This window comes from Gillisia sp. Hel_I_29, assembly GCF_000744275.1.
In the GTDB taxonomy this organism is placed as follows: Bacteria; Bacteroidota; Bacteroidia; order Flavobacteriales; family Flavobacteriaceae; genus Gillisia.
Map to the genome: position 1 here is coordinate 532,038 of NZ_JQLP01000005.1, position 16,874 is coordinate 548,911.

A 16,874-nucleotide genomic window follows, 5' to 3' on the forward strand; every position below is an offset into this window, starting at 1 on the left:
TCAATTTAATTATTAAAGAATAAAGGGAGACCTTGAGAAATGTCTCTTAAATTAGACAGTCTCATAGCTCAGCTGGTTAGAGCGCTACACTGATAATGTAGAGGTCGGCAGTTCGAGTCTGCCTGAGACTACTTTTTATAGCGAGAGTTGTAAAAGATGTTCATTAAAATTATAGGAAATTTTAGAAGTTGAGAATTCTAATCATTTTAATTCTGAATTCATAGTTCTGAATTTCGAAAATGGGGGATTAGCTCAGCTGGCTAGAGCGCCTGCCTTGCACGCAGGAGGTCATCGGTTCGACTCCGATATTCTCCACTATTCCTAGATCTTTTGGGTATAGGTAATTCAAACAACCAGGATACATTAGTATACTTCGTTTGGTTACCATCGAAAAGGGGTCGTTATAAGGGAAAAACGTTCATTGACATATTGGGAAATAAAGAATACGAGAAACATTAGGTGCTTACAATTACATTGTAAGTGCAAAAGAATAAATAATAATCGTTGTTATTAGAACTGCTGCACGGCGTTTTAATAATAACAGAGCAAATTAGGTAAAAGCACATAAGCTAAATAAGGGCGTATGGGGAATGCCTAGGCTCTCAGAGGCGATGAAGGACGTGATAAGCTGCGAAAAGCTGCGGGGATTGGCACACACAAATTGATCCGCAGATATCCGAATGGGGCAACCCAGTACATTGAAGATGTATTATCCGCAAGGAGGCGAACCCGGGGAACTGAAACATCTAAGTACCCGGAGGAGAAGAAAACAATAGTGATTGCGCAAGTAGCGGCGAGCGAACGCGCATTAGCCCAAACCAATGAGTTTACGGACTTATTGGGGTTGTAGGACCACGATATTTGATGCGTAATGAATTAGAACACTTTGGAAAGAGTGACCATAGAGGGTGATAGTCCCGTATAGGTAAAGAGCGTTATTGATAGTGGTATCCTGAGTAGTGCGGGGCACGAGAAACCCTGTATGAATTTGGCGGGACCATCCGCTAAGGCTAAATACTCCTGAGAGACCGATAGTGAACCAGTACCGTGAGGGAAAGGTGAAAAGAACCGTGAATAACGGAGTGAAATAGATCCTGAAACCATACGCTTACAAGCGGTCGGAGCCTTTAGGGGTGACGGCGTGCCTTTTGCATAATGAGCCTACGAGTTACCGTTGCCAGCAAGGTTAAGCCTTTAAGAGGTGGAGCCGTAGCGAAAGCGAGTCTTAATAGGGCGCTGTAGTTGGTAGTGGTAGACGCGAAACCGTGTGATCTACCCTTGGGCAGGTTGAAGCTGTGGTAACACATAGTGGAGGACCGAACCCGTTGACGTTGAAAAGTCTTGGGATGACCTGAGGGTAGGGGTGAAAGGCCAATCAAACTCGGAAATAGCTCGTACTCCCCGAAATGCATTTAGGTGCAGCGATAATTTAGTTTTATAGAGGTAGAGCTACTGATTGGATGCGGGGGCTTCACCGCCTACCAATTCCTGACAAACTCCGAATGCTATAAAATGATTTTTATCAGTGAGGGCATGGGTGCTAAGGTCCATGTCCGAGAGGGAAAGAACCCAGACCATCAGCTAAGGTCCCCAAATGTATATTAAGTTGAAAAAACGCGGTTGAACTGCCCAGACAGCTAGGATGTTGGCTTGGAAGCAGCCATTCATTTAAAGAGTGCGTAACAGCTCACTAGTCGAGCGGTTCGGCATGGATAATAATCGGGCATAAATATACTACCGAAGCTATGGATTTACAGATTACTGTAAGTGGTAGGGGAGCATTCTAATAGGGTTGAAGGTGTACTGCGAGGTATGCTGGACTAATTAGAAAAGAAAATGTAGGCATAAGTAACGATAATGCGGGCGAGAAACCCGCACACCGAAAGACTAAGGTTTCCTCAGCTATGCTAATCAGCTGAGGGTTAGTCGGGACCTAACGCGACCCCGAATGGGTTAGTGGATGGACAACAGATTAATATTTCTGTACCTGCCCCACGTTAAACGTGACGGAGGCGAAAAGTTAGTGCGTACTGACGGAATAGTACGTTGAAGCCAGTGGTAACACGGCGATAGTACACAAAAGCTTCGGCCGGCGTGATAATCTAGCAAATCGACTTCCAAGAAAAGCAAGTGGTGGCAGCCCGTACCGTAAACCGACACAGGTAGTTGGGATGAGAATTCTAAGGTGCTCGAGAGATTCATGGTTAAGGAACTAGGCAAAATCGACCCGTAACTTCGGGAGAAGGGTCGCCCATCTTCGGATGGGCCGCAGTGAAGAGGTCCAGGCGACTGTTTATCAAAAACACAGGGCTCTGCTAAATCGAAAGATGACGTATAGGGCCTGACACCTGCCCGGTGCTGGAAGGTTAAGAGGAGATGTTAGCTTCGGCGACGCATTGAATTGAAGCCCCAGTAAACGGCGGCCGTAACTATAACGGTCCTAAGGTAGCGAAATTCCTTGTCGGGTAAGTTCCGACCTGCACGAATGGTGCAACGATCTGGACACTGTCTCAACCATGAGCTCGGTGAAATTGTAGTATCGGTGAAGATGCCGATTACCCGCTGTGGGACGAAAAGACCCCGTGCACCTTTACTATAGCTTAGTATTGACTTTGGACAAGTGATGTGTAGGATAGGTGGGAGACGTTGAAGCTGCATCGCTAGGTGTGGTGGAGTCATTGTTGAAATACCACCCTTTACTTGTTTGAAGCCTAACTTCCAATGGAAGGACAATGCTTGGTGGGTAGTTTGACTGGGGTGGTCGCCTCCAAAAGAGTAACGGAGGCTTCTAAAGGTTCCCTCAGCACGCTTGGTAACCGTGCGTAGAGTGCAATGGCATAAGGGAGCTTGACTGAGAGACATACAGGTCGATCAGGTACGAAAGTAGAGCATAGTGATCCGGTGGTTCCGCATGGAAGGGCCATCGCTCAAAGGATAAAAGGTACGCCGGGGATAACAGGCTGATCTCCCCCAAGAGCTCACATCGACGGGGGGGTTTGGCACCTCGATGTCGGCTCGTCACATCCTGGGGCTGGAGAAGGTCCCAAGGGTTGGGCTGTTCGCCCATTAAAGTGGCACGCGAGCTGGGTTCAGAACGTCGTGAGACAGTTCGGTCTCTATCTACAGTGGGCGTTAGAAATTTGAGTGGATCTGACTCTAGTACGAGAGGACCGAGTTGGACGAACCTCTGGTGCACCAGTTGTCACGCCAGTGGCATTGCTGGGTAGCTACGTTCGGAAGGGATAAGCGCTGAAAGCATATAAGCGCGAAACCCACCACAAGATGAGATTTCTTTAAAGGACCGTGGGAGACTACCACGTTGATAGGCCATAGGTGTAAAGGCAGTAATGTCATAGCCGAGTGGTACTAATAATCCGTAAAGCTTAGTGCAGTTCCCATCCTAGTAATAGGATGGGAGCGAAAAACCTATCTAATTGCATTGTTATTTATCTAATTTTCTTCTATTGTTTATTTCCTATATATGTTATGTTATTAGAAGTTAGTTATACACTTTGGAGTGTATCACTGCTTAAAGATTTAAGGTGGCTATTGCATCGGGGCTCACCTCTTCCCATTCCGAACAGAGAAGTTAAGCCCGTTAGCGCAGATGGTACTGCTGTATTGTGGGAGAGTATGTCGTCGCCTTGTTTTTGAAAACCCCTTCATCACCAGATGAAGGGGTTTTTTTATACCCTATACTCAAATAGGAAAAATAGGAACAACCCAGCGTTAAACATCATAAAACCCCTTCCGGATAACGATATCCCGGAAAGGGTGTTGTTGTTTTATATACCCAATTCGCAACACTTCAGTTCCTATATAAAATACACAACCCCATCTGGAGATTACCTCCAGATGGGGTGGTGTGTTTTTATATTAGAATTTGATGCTGACTCTGCCAGGGATTGTAGCAAGCTACCACGTAGCGCGAAAAGCCCGGCGATAAACCATCCGGTTTAGCGGGACGCACTAATCGAATAGAGATACTACTATTATATTGCTAAAGTATTATGTTCTCTAACGTGCTATATATAACTTGAGGAGTAGATTTTACTGAGTGTTATAAAGTATAGATCTAAAAAAAGCAGCCCTAAGGCTGCTTCAAAATATATATTAAGATAATTGCTATTTATTTAAAATACTTCGGGAAATTACGATCTTCTGAATTTCTGAGGTTCCTTCATAGATCTGCGTAATTTTAGCATCACGCATTAAACGTTCTACATGATATTCTTTTACATATCCGTTCCCACCATGCACTTGAACAGCTTCTACAGAAACATCCATAGCAACTTGAGATGCATATAGTTTAGCAATGGCTCCTGAAAGGTCATAATCACCACCATTATCTTTATCACAAGCTGCTTTCATCACCAAATGTCTTGCAGCTTCTATAGAAACGTGCATATCTGCTAATTTAAACGCTATAGCCTGGTGATTGCAAATCTCAGTACCAAATGCTTTTCTAACCTTTGAGTATTCTAAAGCCAATTCATAAGCTCCAGCAGCAATTCCTAATGCTTGCGCTGCAATACCTATTCTTCCACCCGCTAGAGTTTTCATCGCAAATTTAAACCCAAATCCATCTTCTCCTATTCTATTTTCTTTTGGAACTTTAACATCGTTAAAAATAAGGGAATGTGTATCACTACCTCTAATTCCTAATTTTTGTTCTTTGGGTCCTATCTCAAATCCTTCCCAGGTTTTTTCTACTATAAAGGCATTGATACCTTTGTGCTTTTTCTCCTTGTCTGTTTGTGCTATAACTAAATAAAAGTCTGCAGAACTACCGTTAGTAATCCAGTTTTTAGTTCCGTTTAAAACGTAGTGATCTCCTTTGTCTATTGCTGTAGTTCTTTGAGAAGTTGCATCACTTCCTGCTTCCGGTTCAGATAAACAAAAAGCTCCTATAGATTCTCCAGTAGTAAGTTTAGTAAGATATTTCTTTTTTTGCTCTTCAGATCCAAAAGTATCCAGTCCCCAACATACTAAAGAGTTATTTACAGACATTACTACAGATGCAGATGCATCTATTTTAGAAATTTCCTCCATTGCAAGAACGTAAGATACAGTGTCCATTCCACCACCGCCATATTCTGGAGATGCCATCATTCCAAGAAATCCTAATTCTCCCATTTTTTTGATCTGAGAGGATGGGAATTCCTGTTTTTCATCACGCTCAATCACCCCTGGTAACAGTTCAGATTTTGCAAAATCTCTTGCTGCATCCCGAATCATTATATGCTCTTCTGTAAGTTTAAAATCCATATGGTCAATTTATTTTAAAAATTCAATTTTTTGTCAGCAAAGATAAGATTTTGACCCCTATTATTCAATAAAGAATAATTATTTTTACGAATATGAAAAAAAATAGGTTTAAAGTTTTGGGGGTAATGTCTGGAACATCTCTAGATGGAATCGACATTGCTCTTGTTACATTTACTAGGTCTAAATCTTGGAGTTTCTCCATAGAAAATGCTACCACTTATTCGTACTCTGCTATATGGAAGACTAGACTGTCAAATGCAATTCATTTTAATGACGAACAATTAGCTGTTTTAAATAATGATTATACTGCTTATTTAGCTGCACAAATAAATAAATTCAAAGAAGAGAATGGTGTCAACAACTTAGATGCTGTATGTATTCACGGGCATACTATTAAGCATGAACCTGAAAATAATTATACGCTCCAAATTGGCAATCTTCCTGAATTGACAACTTTAATAAAAGAGAATGTGGTTTGTGATTTTAGGGTAGGTGATGTTGCATTGGGAGGTCAAGGTGCACCCTTAGTTCCAATTGGAGATGATCTGTTGTTTCATGAATATAACTATTGCTTAAACTTGGGTGGGTTCGCAAATATTTCTACAGAGAATATCACTAGAATTGCCTACGACATTTGCCCTGTGAACACCGTTTTAAATTTTTATGCTGAAAAGTTAGGTTATGATTATGATGATGAAGGAAAGATTGCTAGAGCTGGCCAATTGAATATAGAACTTTTAGAAGAACTTCAAAATTTAGATTTCTATAAAAAAAATCCACCTAAATCTTTAGGAATAGAATGGGTGAATGAAAATGTTTTTCCTATTCTTCAGAAGTATGAAGAGAATATTCCTTCTATTTTATGCACGTTTACACACCATGTTGCGCTTCAGATTACAAAAAATCTCGATAATTTAACATCATCTAAAGTACTGATTACTGGAGGAGGAAGTTTTAATACTTTTTTGATAGAATTAATTCAGAAGCGAACCAAGACTAAGATTGAAATTCCTTCAGCAACTATTATCAACTATAAAGAAGCTCTAATTTTTGGGTTCTTAGGAGTGTTAAAATTACTTGGTGAAAATAATGTGTTAAGTTCTGTTACCGGAGCCGCTCATGACCACTCTTCTGGCGTGATATTTGAACTTTAAATTTTTAGAAAATCCAACTTAACCGCATATTTGTTTTTTATATTTGCGATCAAACTGAATTATATATGAAAGAATTACTTAAGATATACGAAGATAAAGCTCCTGAAATAGTATTTAACTGGAAAGACCGTGAAACTGAGGCTGAAGGCTGGACAGTGATCAACTCTTTAAGAGGTGGTGCTGCAGGTGGAGGAACCAGAATGAGACAAGGTCTTGATATGAATGAAGTGCTTTCTTTGGCAAAAACCATGGAAGTGAAATTTACCGTTTCCGGGCCTGCTATTGGTGGAGCAAAATCAGGAATTAATTTTGATCCAAATGATCCTCGTAAAAAAGGAGTTTTAGAACGTTGGTATAAAGCTGTTTCTCCTTTATTGAAAAGTTACTATGGAACCGGTGGAGATCTTAACGTAGATGAAATACATGAAGTAATTCCAATTACCGAGGATTGTGGTGTATGGCATCCTCAAGAAGGTGTTTTTAACGGACATTTTCAACCATCAGAAGCAGATAAGATCAATAGAATTGGTCAATTACGTCACGGGGTAATTAAAGTATTAGAAAATGAAGATTTTTCTCCAGATGTGAGTAGGAAATATACTGTAGCAGATATGATCACCGGTTATGGAGTTGCAGAGGCTGTTCATCATTATTACGATATTTATGGTGGAGATCTTAAAGGAAAGAAAGCAATTGTTCAAGGTTTTGGAAATGTAGGTTCTGCAGCAGCTTATTATCTTTCTCAAATTGGAGTGAAGGTTATTGGAATTATTGACCGTGTAGGAGGTTTAATAAATGAAGAAGGTTTCACTTTTGAAGAAATGAAAGCACTTTTCTTGAATAAAGATGGAAATACGTTAAAGCACGATAATCTAATTCCGTTTGAAGAGATCAATGAGAAGATATGGAATTTGAATGCTGATATTTTTGCACCGTGTGCAGCTTCTAGATTAGTTACTCAAAACCAAATTGATAATCTTATTAAAGGTGGGTTAGAAGTAATTTCTAGTGGTGCTAATGTTCCTTTTGCAGATAAAGAGATCTTCTTTGGATCTATTATGGAGCATACCGACGAGAAAGTAAGTGTAATTCCAGATTTTATTGCAAACTGTGGTATGGCTAGAGTTTTTGCCTATTTTATGGAAGGAAGAGTGCAGATGACAGATGAGTCTATATTTAATGATACTTCTGCAACTATTAGAAATGCAATTCAGAATACGTATAACTCAGATAATTCAAAAACAAATATTAGTAGAACCGCTTTTGAAATTGCGTTAAAGCAATTGGTTTAATGATATCTTTACAATTAAAATACTAATCTCACGTTACATTAAAAAACCTATACTTATTTATGATGTACTTTTTCCAAGAAGGTGACCTGGCACAAGCTGCCCAAGATGTGGAACCGGTTGTAGAAGAAAAAACCCTGTCGTTATTTGATCTAATGCTAAGTGGTGGCGTGGGAGGCCAGATAATTATCGGGATACTTTTTATCCTTTTATTTGCCGCCGTTTATATCTATTTTGAAAGGTTGTTTGCTATAAAAGCAGCTACCGAAGTTGATAAGAATTTTATGCTTCAAATTAAAGATAGTGTACTTAACGGTAATATAGAATCTGCAAAAATAAGATGCGCGCAAACCAATACTCCGGTAGCAAGATTAACTGAAAAAGGAATTTCTAGAATTGGAAGTCCGTTAGAAGATATCAATACTGCTATTGAGAATGCAGGTAGGTTAGAGGTTTATAAATTAGAAAAGAATGTAAGTATTTTGGCAACCATTGCCGGTGCAGCACCAATGATTGGATTCTTAGGAACTGTAATAGGAATGGTGTTAGCTTTTCATACCCTAGCTACAAGCAGTGGACAGGCGGAGATGGGATTATTAGCAGAAGGTATATATACTGCAATGACCACTACAGTTGCTGGTTTAATTGTGGGTATTATTGCATATATAGGTTATAATCACTTAGTGGTAAAAACAGATAAAGTGGTTCATCAAATGGAGGCAACAGCTGTAGATTTTCTTGATCTATTAAATGAACCAGCTTAATTATGAATTTAAGAAGTAGAAATAAAGTAAGCGCAGATTTTAGCATGAGCTCAATGACAGATATTGTATTCTTGTTATTGATATTTTTCATGCTAACCTCTCCGGCAATTACTCCAGAAGCTTTAGATCTAATTTTGCCTAAAGCTAAAGGAAAGACCACAAATACTTCCAGTTTATCTGTAAGTATTACAAAAGATCTACAAGTATATATTGATAATGACAGGGTAAGTCAAAGTGCGCTGGAAAGCACTTTGATATCTAAACTTACAGGAGTAGAAGATCCAACTATTATCTTAAGAGCAGAAGAAGGTGTGCCAATTGAAAAAGCAGTAAATGTGATGGATATTGCTAACAGAAATAGATATAAGATCGTATTAGCTGTGAAGCCAGAAAGTGAGAAAAATTAGAAGCAAAATAGAACTATAAGTAAATATGCTTAAAACTAAACACGAAAAGAAATCTCTTACCATCACGGTAGTATTACACGTGTTGCTTCTATTGATATTAATTTTCTTCGGATTAACGTTTTTAGATCCTCCCCCAGAAAATGGGATTGCTATTAATTTTGGAACTTCTGATGTTGGCTCTGGAGAAAAACAGCCTACAGAAGCTATTAAATCTGCTCCAAAGCAAGCTTCACAACCTGTTGTTTCACAACCAAAGCCTGTGGTAGAGGAAGTTGTAACTCAGGAAAATGTAGAGGCACCTGTTATTGAAAAGAAGGTAGAAAAAAAACCTGTAGTTAAACAAAAACCAATAGTTCCCCCTAAAAAAGTAGAGCCTGCAAAAAAACCAGATCCAACGCCAGATAAATCTACTACAGATGCTATGAGTAGCATTTTAAATGGACCTAGAAGTGATGGTACAGCCTCTGGAGGCGAAGGAAACGATAATGTTGCAGGAGACAAAGGAAGTAGAGATGGTGATCCAAATGCCAGTTCTTATTATGGTAATGGAAAAGGACTTGATGGTGATGGCAATTACAAATTAGGAGGTCGTAGAGCGCTTAATAAGGAGAGATTCGTGCAAGATTGTAATGAGTCTGGAATTGTTGTGGTTCAAATTGAGGTTAATCAGAACGGTCAGGTTACAAAAGCCATCCCCGGTGTTAAAGGTACTACCAATAACGCAACCTGTTTAACAGACCCTGCAAGAAGAGCAGCAATGGCTACTAAGTTTAATAGTGACGCTAAAGCACCTTCAAAGCAAGTTGGTGTAATTATCTATAACTTCAAATTATCTGAATAAGTGCTTAACTATTCTCAAACTGTTGATTGGATGTTTCAGCAGTTGCCTATGTTTCAAAGAGTAGGCACTACCGCATTCAAAAAAGATCTCACCAATATAATTTTGCTTTCTGAGCATTTAAAAAACCCTGAAAGACAGTTTAAATCTATTCACGTTGGTGGTACTAACGGAAAGGGATCTACCAGTCATATGCTGGCTTCTATCTTTCAAGAGGCGGGTTATAAGGTTGGTTTATATACTTCTCCTCATTTAAAAGATTACAGAGAGCGCATAAAGATTAACGGAAAGGAAATACCGGAAGAGAAGGTGGTTCACTTCATTTCTGAGAATATGGAATTTCTTGAGAAGAATCAGCTTTCATTTTTTGAAATGAGTGTGGGAATGGCCTTCAATTATTTCGCTGAAGAGAAAGTAGATATCGCTATAATAGAAGTTGGATTAGGAGGAAGGTTAGATTCTACGAATATTATTACTCCAGAACTTTCTGTGATCACCAATATTGGTTTAGATCATACCGCAATGTTAGGGGAAACTTTAGAAGTAATTGCAGGAGAAAAAGCAGGAATTATTAAGAAAAACATTCCCATAGTAATTGGCGAAAATCAACCGGAGACAAAACCAGTGTTTCAACAAAAAGCAGCTAACTTAAATGCGAAAATTATTTTTGCTGAAGATGAGTTGCAAACAGATCTTACTTCAGATCTAAAGGGTTCTTATCAACAACATAATATTCAAACTGTAGTTACAGCACTAGGAATACTTAATAGTACTGGTTGGAAAATAAGTTACAAAGATGTAGAAAACGGACTTTTAAATGTAATTGTAAATACGGGTTTGCGTGGAAGGTGGGATGTCCTTCAGGATTCTCCAAAGGTTATTTGCGATACCGCTCATAACGCTGAAGGATTAACTTATGTGATGAAGCAGTTAGAACTAGAGCCCTATAAGAAACTACATATAGTGTTAGGGGTGGTTAATGATAAAGATCTAAGCAAAGTGCTACCGTTATTTCCAAAGAAAGCTATCTATTACTTTTGTAGACCTAATATACCAAGAGGTTTGGATGCGCATTTATTACAGAAAAGTGCCAATGTATGTGAGTTAACAGGACAAGTCTATTCTTCTGTAAATGTAGCTTATGCTACTGCACTAGAAAGCGCCGATGCATCTGACGTTATTTTTGTTGGTGGTAGTACATTTGTAGTCGCAGAGGTACTCTAAACATAGTTTTTAGAGTCTATTTTCTGCATTTTAATCAGATAGAATAATATTTTAACGTTTTACTCGGGCGACATTTCTCTAAGGATAATCACTATAGCTTCTTATAAATATTTGATATTAAGCGTCTTGTGTAAGGCTAGGTTAAGACGGTGATAGAGCATAAAAGTTGACTTGAAAAAAATATATTGTTTTTTTAATTTATTGTTTGCGAAATAGAAAATCTGGACTATATTTGCATCCGCAATCACGCGAAAGCGGGCAATTAGCTCAGTTGGTTCAGAGCACCTCGTTTACACCGAGGGGGTCGGGGGTTCGAATCCCTCATTGCCCACACAAAAGGAGCGCAAATTTTAGTAGTGCTTTGGTTAAAATTTACTGTTATACCTTTGCTTAAAAGCATCGGGCAATTAGCTCAGTTGGTTCAGAGCACCTCGTTTACACCGAGGGGGTCGGGGGTTCGAATCCCTCATTGCCCACGAAAAAAGGCTTCCATTATATGGGAGCCTTTTTTTATTGCTAATTTTTATTGAAGTTTAAGATTTGTGATTAATTTGTAATTTTTGTCATAGCTGTACATATCAGTATTAATAGGTTTAATTTTAAAAACTCTTTTAAAAAAATGGCCTCTAGAATTAGAAGCCAATTATAAACCCTATCCATAATTTAACTCTTGGCCTTAAGTAGGTCCAGTACTCTTTCCAATGCCATTCCTCTAGATCCTTTTATAAGTATGTGCGTGTCTTTAAATTCTTCTTTTTTTATAGTATCAGCTAGCTCTTCAAAATCTTTAAACTTATAAAGATTGGTTGCTTTGTTATTCGTATTGAAGAAGTGCTTTCCTACTAAGAAATTTCTATTGAAGTTCAATTTTTTTAAAAGCTCAATAATTTGTTCATGCTCTAATTTTGAACTATCTCCAAGCTCAAACATATCTCCTAAAATAACCATCTTATTAGCTGTAGGTAAATTTTTGAAACTCTCTACTGCGGCAGTCATACTTGTAGGATTCGCATTGTAAGCATCCATAATTACCGTGCAATCCTTAAGGTTTACAATCTGCGATCTGTTATTTTCTGATTTATATTCTGCAATTGCTTTTTTTATGCTCTCTACAGGGACTTTGAAGTATTTTCCAATAGTTACTGCTGCAGCTATATTTATAGAGTTATAAGATCCGGTAAGGCTAGATATGTAGGATTGATTGTCTGCTTTAATTGCAGCTACCTTATTGTTCTCTACATAATCAATTTGTACGTTGGAATTAGAATTTTTTCCAAAAGTGTAGTGATTCGTGTCTAAGGTTTGATTTAATTGGTTAGGGTCGTCTAAATTCAGAAATAACAGTTTATTATTAGCTCTTAGAAATTCATATAATTCACTTTTAGCTTTTATTACACCTTCTAAGCTTCCAAAACCTTCTAAATGTGCTTTTCCAAAATTAGTTATATAACCATAATCTGGTTCTGCAATTTTGCAAAGACTTGCAATCTCCTTGGCATGATTAGCGCCCATTTCTACAATACCAAACTCTGTAGTGCTTTTCATTGAAAGCAAGGTTAGTGGCACGCCAATATGGTTATTTAGATTCCCTTGAGTTGCTACGGTTTCAAATTTACGCTTTAGTACTGCGTTTATTAGTTCTTTACTCGTGGTCTTTCCATTGCTTCCGGTAATTGCTAGAATTGGAATTTTGAGATAATTTCTATGATAGTTAGCCAGTTGTTGTAATGTTGTGAGAACATCATTTACAACAATGAGTTGTTCATTATCGCTTGAGGTTTCCAATTCGTCTATAACAGCATAGGAAGCTCCTTTTCTAATGGCATCTCTAGCAAATTTGTTACCATTAAAGTTATCTCCTTTTAGCGCTAAGAAAAGTTGATCTTTCTTCACATTCCTAGTATCCGTAGTTATTCCGCTGCTTTCAAGAAAAATTTGGTGTAATTGAGCTATTTTCATCTATAAATTTAAAAAGAAAAACGGTTTAAAAAGATTCATTTTTGTCAATTTAAAATCTTCTATTAGATTCTTAAATTAGAATCTATACTAGATCAATTATAACAAATTTGAAAACTTTTTAAACCGTCTTTATAAAGAGGTTATAAGAATTTAATTTCTTGCTGTTTTGTTTTTATTTTGTGATTTAGATCCAACTCTAGACATTGCATTGCGAAAACCTATAAAGTCTGTTGCCATATCTTGTGGGAAATATCTTCTTTGCGCCGGGTCTAACCAGTATGCTCTATCTCTCCAAGATCCACCTTTGTAAACTCTAACTTCATTACTTACTAAAGTAGTTCTTTCAGAGTCGTCATACTTAGGTTTTACATTTCCTAAACTATCTGAAGAGGTTGCAAAATTAGGAGAGTTATACATTCTCTTAGATGGGCTTGAAATTTCGTTAAAAGGCTCATAGTATCTAGATGAGCTCTTATCTCCATCTCTATAGTCTCTGTTATCGCTTTCAGAAAAATTGGTTCTTAAATAAGTGTCCATTTCTGTAATAGGCTCTTGAGCAATTTCTCCTGGTAACCCTCTCGCTACGATCTTCCCGTTGCTTAAAGTGTCAAATTGAACTCCGTCTGGAGCTACTATTTTTACCGAACCGTCCTCATTAATTGAATTCTTAGTATAGACGTTTCCTCTATAATAGTTAAAATCGTTAAATTCATCATCTACAATAGGTCTGTATACATCTGCTACCCATTCTGCAACGTTTCCTGCCATATCATACAAACCGTAATCATTAGGTTCATAAGATTTAACTTCCGCAGTAATATCTGCGCCATCATCGCTCCATCCTGCAATTCCACCATAATCTCCGCTTCCTTGTTTAAAGTTGGCTAGTTGATCTCCTTGGCTTTGAGCTTCTCCAGAACGTGTGTATTGTCCGTCCCATGGATATTTCTTTCTTCCGCGGTAAGCGTTGTAATTTCTAATTCCAACCATTCCAAGAGCAGCGTATTCCCATTCAGCTTCAGTAGGAAGTCTGTACTCTGGTAATAACACTCCATCTTTACGTTGTACATAGATATTTTTCGCTCCGCTTCCAGGTTCTCCATCTACGCCGGTTTCAGCTGCAGTTCCTAATTTATCAGCATTTTTACCACCACGAGTAACTTCATCATTACCACCGTAAACTTTGCTAGGTGCATTCAAATAAGTTTCTGTATCAAAAGTAGAACCAGCGCTAATGTCTGTAAATCTGGCTCCTTCTTTACTGAAACCTTCTTTCTCTAACATTAATTCATTCACACGGTTTGTTCTCCACTTGCTAAATTCTACAGCTTGTATCCAGTTTACGCCAACCACGGGATAGTTACCATAAGCAGGGTGGCGAAGGTAGTTATTCACCATAGTTTCGTTAAAACCAAGGCGGTTTCTCCAAACTAAAGTATCTGGTACAGCACCTGTGTAAATATTTCTATAATTGGCCTCTTCTGGTGGGAATACATTTTTCAACCAGTCTAGATACTCCATATACATCATATTGGTAACTTCTGTCTCATCCATATAGAAAGACTGAATATGCTGTTGAGTTGGCGTATTATTCCAATCGTGCATTGGGTCATCTTGAACTTTACCCATAGTAAAGGTTCCTCCTTCTACAAAAATAAGACCCGGACCAGCTTCCTGCTCCTTATAGTCTGTCTTATATTGAAAACCACCGTCTTTAGAATTGATATCCCAGCCGGTTGCTCTCGAGTTATTTTTGTAATCTTTGGAATTGTTACAACTGAATAAGCTAGCGCCTAACGCGATAGCAAATAGTGTTTTAAAGGCAACATTAGTCCTCATATTTTTGTTCTCTTTATGTAGTAATTTAGGCTTTGCAATATAGTAATTAACGCGAAAATTACAAGATTATTTTAATAGATTCAAAATACCCTAATCTCCTAGTATTCTTGTTGGTGTGCATTTTGAAATTTGCTGTAAATATTGAACTTTGATCTTAATATATGTTATATTTCCGAATAATTTTAAGTATTATTGAATATATTACATTTTGTAAAAGCAATATATGTACCACATATTAGTTATAAATGAACATATAATATTGAAATGAAACTGAGTAAACTTCAACAATAAAGACAAAAGGGAGTTAGCTTAACAAGAATAAAAATATATATTTGTTAAACATTTATTGAAGTGATGAGAAAAATTACGATTCTATTTCTTGGTGTTGCCTTTTTATCTACTATGCAAGGTTATTCTCAAGATGAAAGAGATAGGGTAATTACAACTGCAGTTCCCTTTTTACTAATTGCTGCAGATGCTAGGGCCGCCGGTATGGGAGATCAGGGGGTTGCCACTTCTGCAGATGCCTTTTCGCAACAATGGAATCCGGCAAAATATGCATTCTCAGAATCACAACAAGGAGTAGGTGTGTCTTATACTCCGTACCTAAGCAATATTGTAAATGATATATTTCTAGGGAATCTTACTTATTTCAATAAGTTAGATGATAGAAGTGCTGTAGCCGCAAGTTTAAGATATTTTAGTTTAGGATCTATTGAGGCACAAGGAGGTTTTGATGAATCTCCATTAGTTTTAAGTCCTAACGAAATGACTTTAGATCTATCTTACTCTTTAAAATTAAATGAAAATTTCTCTATGGCAGTAGCGGGTAGATATTTAAGGTCTGATCTTAAACTTTCTGTAAATACGGAAGATGCCACTGCAGCTTCAAGTTTTGGAGTGGACGTAGCAGCATTCTATCAAAGCGAACCTATAGTGCTATCAAATTTTGATGGTAGAATTAGAGCAGGAGCTAATCTTTCCAACATAGGTCCGAAGATAAAGTATGATGAAGTAGGGCAGGAAAATTTTATTCCTACCAATTTAAAAGTTGGGGGAGGTTTTGATTTTATTTTTGATGCAGACAATAGGCTAGGAACTTATGTTGAGTTTAATAAGTTGTTGGTACCTACTCCAAAAGATTTTAATAATGACGGAAAGATAGATAGTTTTGATGAAGAAGAATACAATAATATTGGAGCCATAGAAGGTATATTCAAATCTTTTGGGGACGCTCCAGATGGTTTTTCTGAAGAATTGAGAGAAGTAACCTGGGCATTTGGGGGTGAGTATGTTTACAGAGATGCATTTTCACTGAGATCTGGATATTTTAATGAAAGCGATACTAAAGGTTCTAGAAAATTTGTAGCTATAGGAGCCGGTTTTAAATACGCTCCAGTAATTATAGATGTTTCCTATCTATTCTCCACTTCCAAAGTGGTGAGCCCATTAGAAGGTACTTTGAGATTTGGCCTCACGTTTAATTTTGGGGAGGCTTACACAAATAACTAGATTATATTATACTTTTTGATCTTAAATAGTTTTAAAAAAAAATGGCTGCAGTTATGCGGCCTTTAAAATTTTATTATAAAATGAAATCTATTTCAATTACCTCAAATTTGGAGGTTTATGACTCTTTTGAAGAGTTGCCATCAGATATTCAAGCGCTAATGCACAGTGCATTTGAAGTTAGGGATAATGCATACGCTCCATACTCTAAATTTAAAGTTGGAGCTGCCATACTTTTAGATAATGAAGAGGTGGTAGTAGGTTCTAACCAGGAGAATGCATCATATCCATCTGGACTTTGCGCAGAGAGAACTGCTATTTATTATGCAGGAGCTAAATATCCGCAAGCAAAGATTTTAAAAATGGCGCTTTCTGCTAAGTCTATGAATCATAGAGTTGTAAGTCCTATTGCGCCTTGTGGAGCATGCAGGCAGGCTATTGCAGAATATGAAGTGAAACAGGATGCTCCTATAGAGATCTATTTTATGGGCGAATCTGGGAAAGTGGTAAAAGCACATTCATTAAAGGAGCTTTTACCCTTATTATTTGATAATGCATATCTATAACGATTTCGTTATTTTTTAATATTAAAACTGTTTTCAATTCTTATTGAAAATAGTATT

11 protein-coding genes, 4 tRNA genes and 2 rRNA genes are annotated in these 16,874 nt (G+C 37.7%); 14 read left to right on the forward strand and 3 right to left on the reverse strand.

Annotation, left to right across the window (positions count from 1 at the left end):
- Positions 1 to 57: 57 nt before the first annotated feature.
- The 4 genes from P163_RS07455 to rrf all read left to right on the forward strand — a co-directional run bounded on the left by P163_RS07455 (position 58) and on the right by rrf (position 3,648).
- Positions 58 to 131 (forward strand) — tRNA-Ile (locus P163_RS07455).
- A gap of 110 nt (positions 132 to 241) precedes the next feature.
- Positions 242 to 315, forward strand: a tRNA-Ala gene (locus P163_RS07460).
- 246 nt (positions 316 to 561) lie between these two features.
- Positions 562 to 3,391: ribosomal RNA gene (locus P163_RS07465) — 23S ribosomal RNA — on the forward strand.
- Between the two features lie 147 nt (positions 3,392 to 3,538).
- A 5S ribosomal RNA gene (gene rrf / locus P163_RS07470) occupies positions 3,539 to 3,648 on the forward strand.
- 477 nt (positions 3,649 to 4,125) lie between these two features.
- Here rrf and P163_RS07475 read toward each other — a convergent pair.
- Positions 4,126 to 5,268: an acyl-CoA dehydrogenase gene (locus P163_RS07475; protein ID WP_034889188.1), complete on the reverse strand. Its 1,143-nt coding sequence runs from the start codon at positions 5,266 to 5,268 to the stop codon at positions 4,126 to 4,128.
- Positions 5,269 to 5,360: 92 nt separating this feature from the next.
- Between P163_RS07475 and P163_RS07480 the strand changes: the two genes are divergently transcribed.
- The 8 genes from P163_RS07480 to P163_RS07515 all read left to right on the forward strand — a co-directional run bounded on the left by P163_RS07480 (position 5,361) and on the right by P163_RS07515 (position 11,420).
- Entirely contained in the window at positions 5,361 to 6,422 is a 1,062-nt protein-coding gene (locus tag P163_RS07480; RefSeq protein WP_034889190.1) for an anhydro-N-acetylmuramic acid kinase, read from the forward strand.
- Between the two features lie 65 nt (positions 6,423 to 6,487).
- The gene (locus P163_RS07485) at positions 6,488 to 7,714 is read left to right on the forward strand and encodes a Glu/Leu/Phe/Val dehydrogenase dimerization domain-containing protein (protein ID WP_034889192.1); all 1,227 of its coding nucleotides are present in this window, start codon (positions 6,488 to 6,490) and stop codon (positions 7,712 to 7,714) included.
- Positions 7,715 to 7,773: 59 nt separating this feature from the next.
- Positions 7,774 to 8,475, forward strand: a complete 702-nt coding sequence (locus P163_RS07490; protein ID WP_034889194.1) for a MotA/TolQ/ExbB proton channel family protein — start codon at positions 7,774 to 7,776, stop codon at positions 8,473 to 8,475.
- A gap of 2 nt (positions 8,476 to 8,477) precedes the next feature.
- Positions 8,478 to 8,882 (forward strand): ExbD/TolR family protein, encoded by a 405-nt coding sequence (locus P163_RS07495; protein ID WP_034889196.1) that lies wholly within the window; start codon positions 8,478 to 8,480, stop codon positions 8,880 to 8,882.
- A 25-nt stretch (positions 8,883 to 8,907) separates the two neighbouring features.
- On the forward strand, positions 8,908 to 9,723 hold the full coding sequence (locus P163_RS07500; protein ID WP_034889198.1) for a hypothetical protein: 816 nt from the start codon (positions 8,908 to 8,910) through the stop codon (positions 9,721 to 9,723).
- Positions 9,724 to 10,944 (forward strand): bifunctional folylpolyglutamate synthase/dihydrofolate synthase, encoded by a 1,221-nt coding sequence (locus P163_RS07505; RefSeq protein WP_231556176.1) that lies wholly within the window; start codon positions 9,724 to 9,726, stop codon positions 10,942 to 10,944.
- A 256-nt stretch (positions 10,945 to 11,200) separates the two neighbouring features.
- Positions 11,201 to 11,275: transfer RNA gene (locus tag P163_RS07510), tRNA-Val, on the forward strand.
- Between the two features lie 70 nt (positions 11,276 to 11,345).
- Positions 11,346 to 11,420 (forward strand) — tRNA-Val (locus P163_RS07515).
- Between the two features lie 187 nt (positions 11,421 to 11,607).
- On the opposite strand, the gene P163_RS07520 is transcribed toward P163_RS07515, so the two are convergent.
- Complete coding sequence (locus tag P163_RS07520; RefSeq protein ID WP_034889202.1) at positions 11,608 to 12,903, reverse strand: UDP-N-acetylmuramoyl-tripeptide--D-alanyl-D-alanine ligase; 1,296 nt, start codon at positions 12,901 to 12,903, stop codon at positions 11,608 to 11,610.
- Between the two features lie 150 nt (positions 12,904 to 13,053).
- Positions 13,054 to 14,742: a gliding motility lipoprotein GldJ gene (gldJ, locus tag P163_RS07525; RefSeq protein ID WP_034889204.1), complete on the reverse strand. Its 1,689-nt coding sequence runs from the start codon at positions 14,740 to 14,742 to the stop codon at positions 13,054 to 13,056.
- Positions 14,743 to 15,096: 354 nt separating this feature from the next.
- Here gldJ and porV point away from each other — a divergent pair, with 354 nt between their 5' ends.
- On the forward strand, positions 15,097 to 16,254 hold the full coding sequence (porV, locus tag P163_RS07530) for a type IX secretion system outer membrane channel protein PorV (RefSeq protein ID WP_034889206.1): 1,158 nt from the start codon (positions 15,097 to 15,099) through the stop codon (positions 16,252 to 16,254).
- A gap of 80 nt (positions 16,255 to 16,334) precedes the next feature.
- Positions 16,335 to 16,817 (forward strand): cytidine deaminase, encoded by a 483-nt coding sequence (cdd, locus tag P163_RS07535; protein WP_034894080.1) that lies wholly within the window; start codon positions 16,335 to 16,337, stop codon positions 16,815 to 16,817.
- Positions 16,818 to 16,874 lie beyond the last annotated feature (57 nt).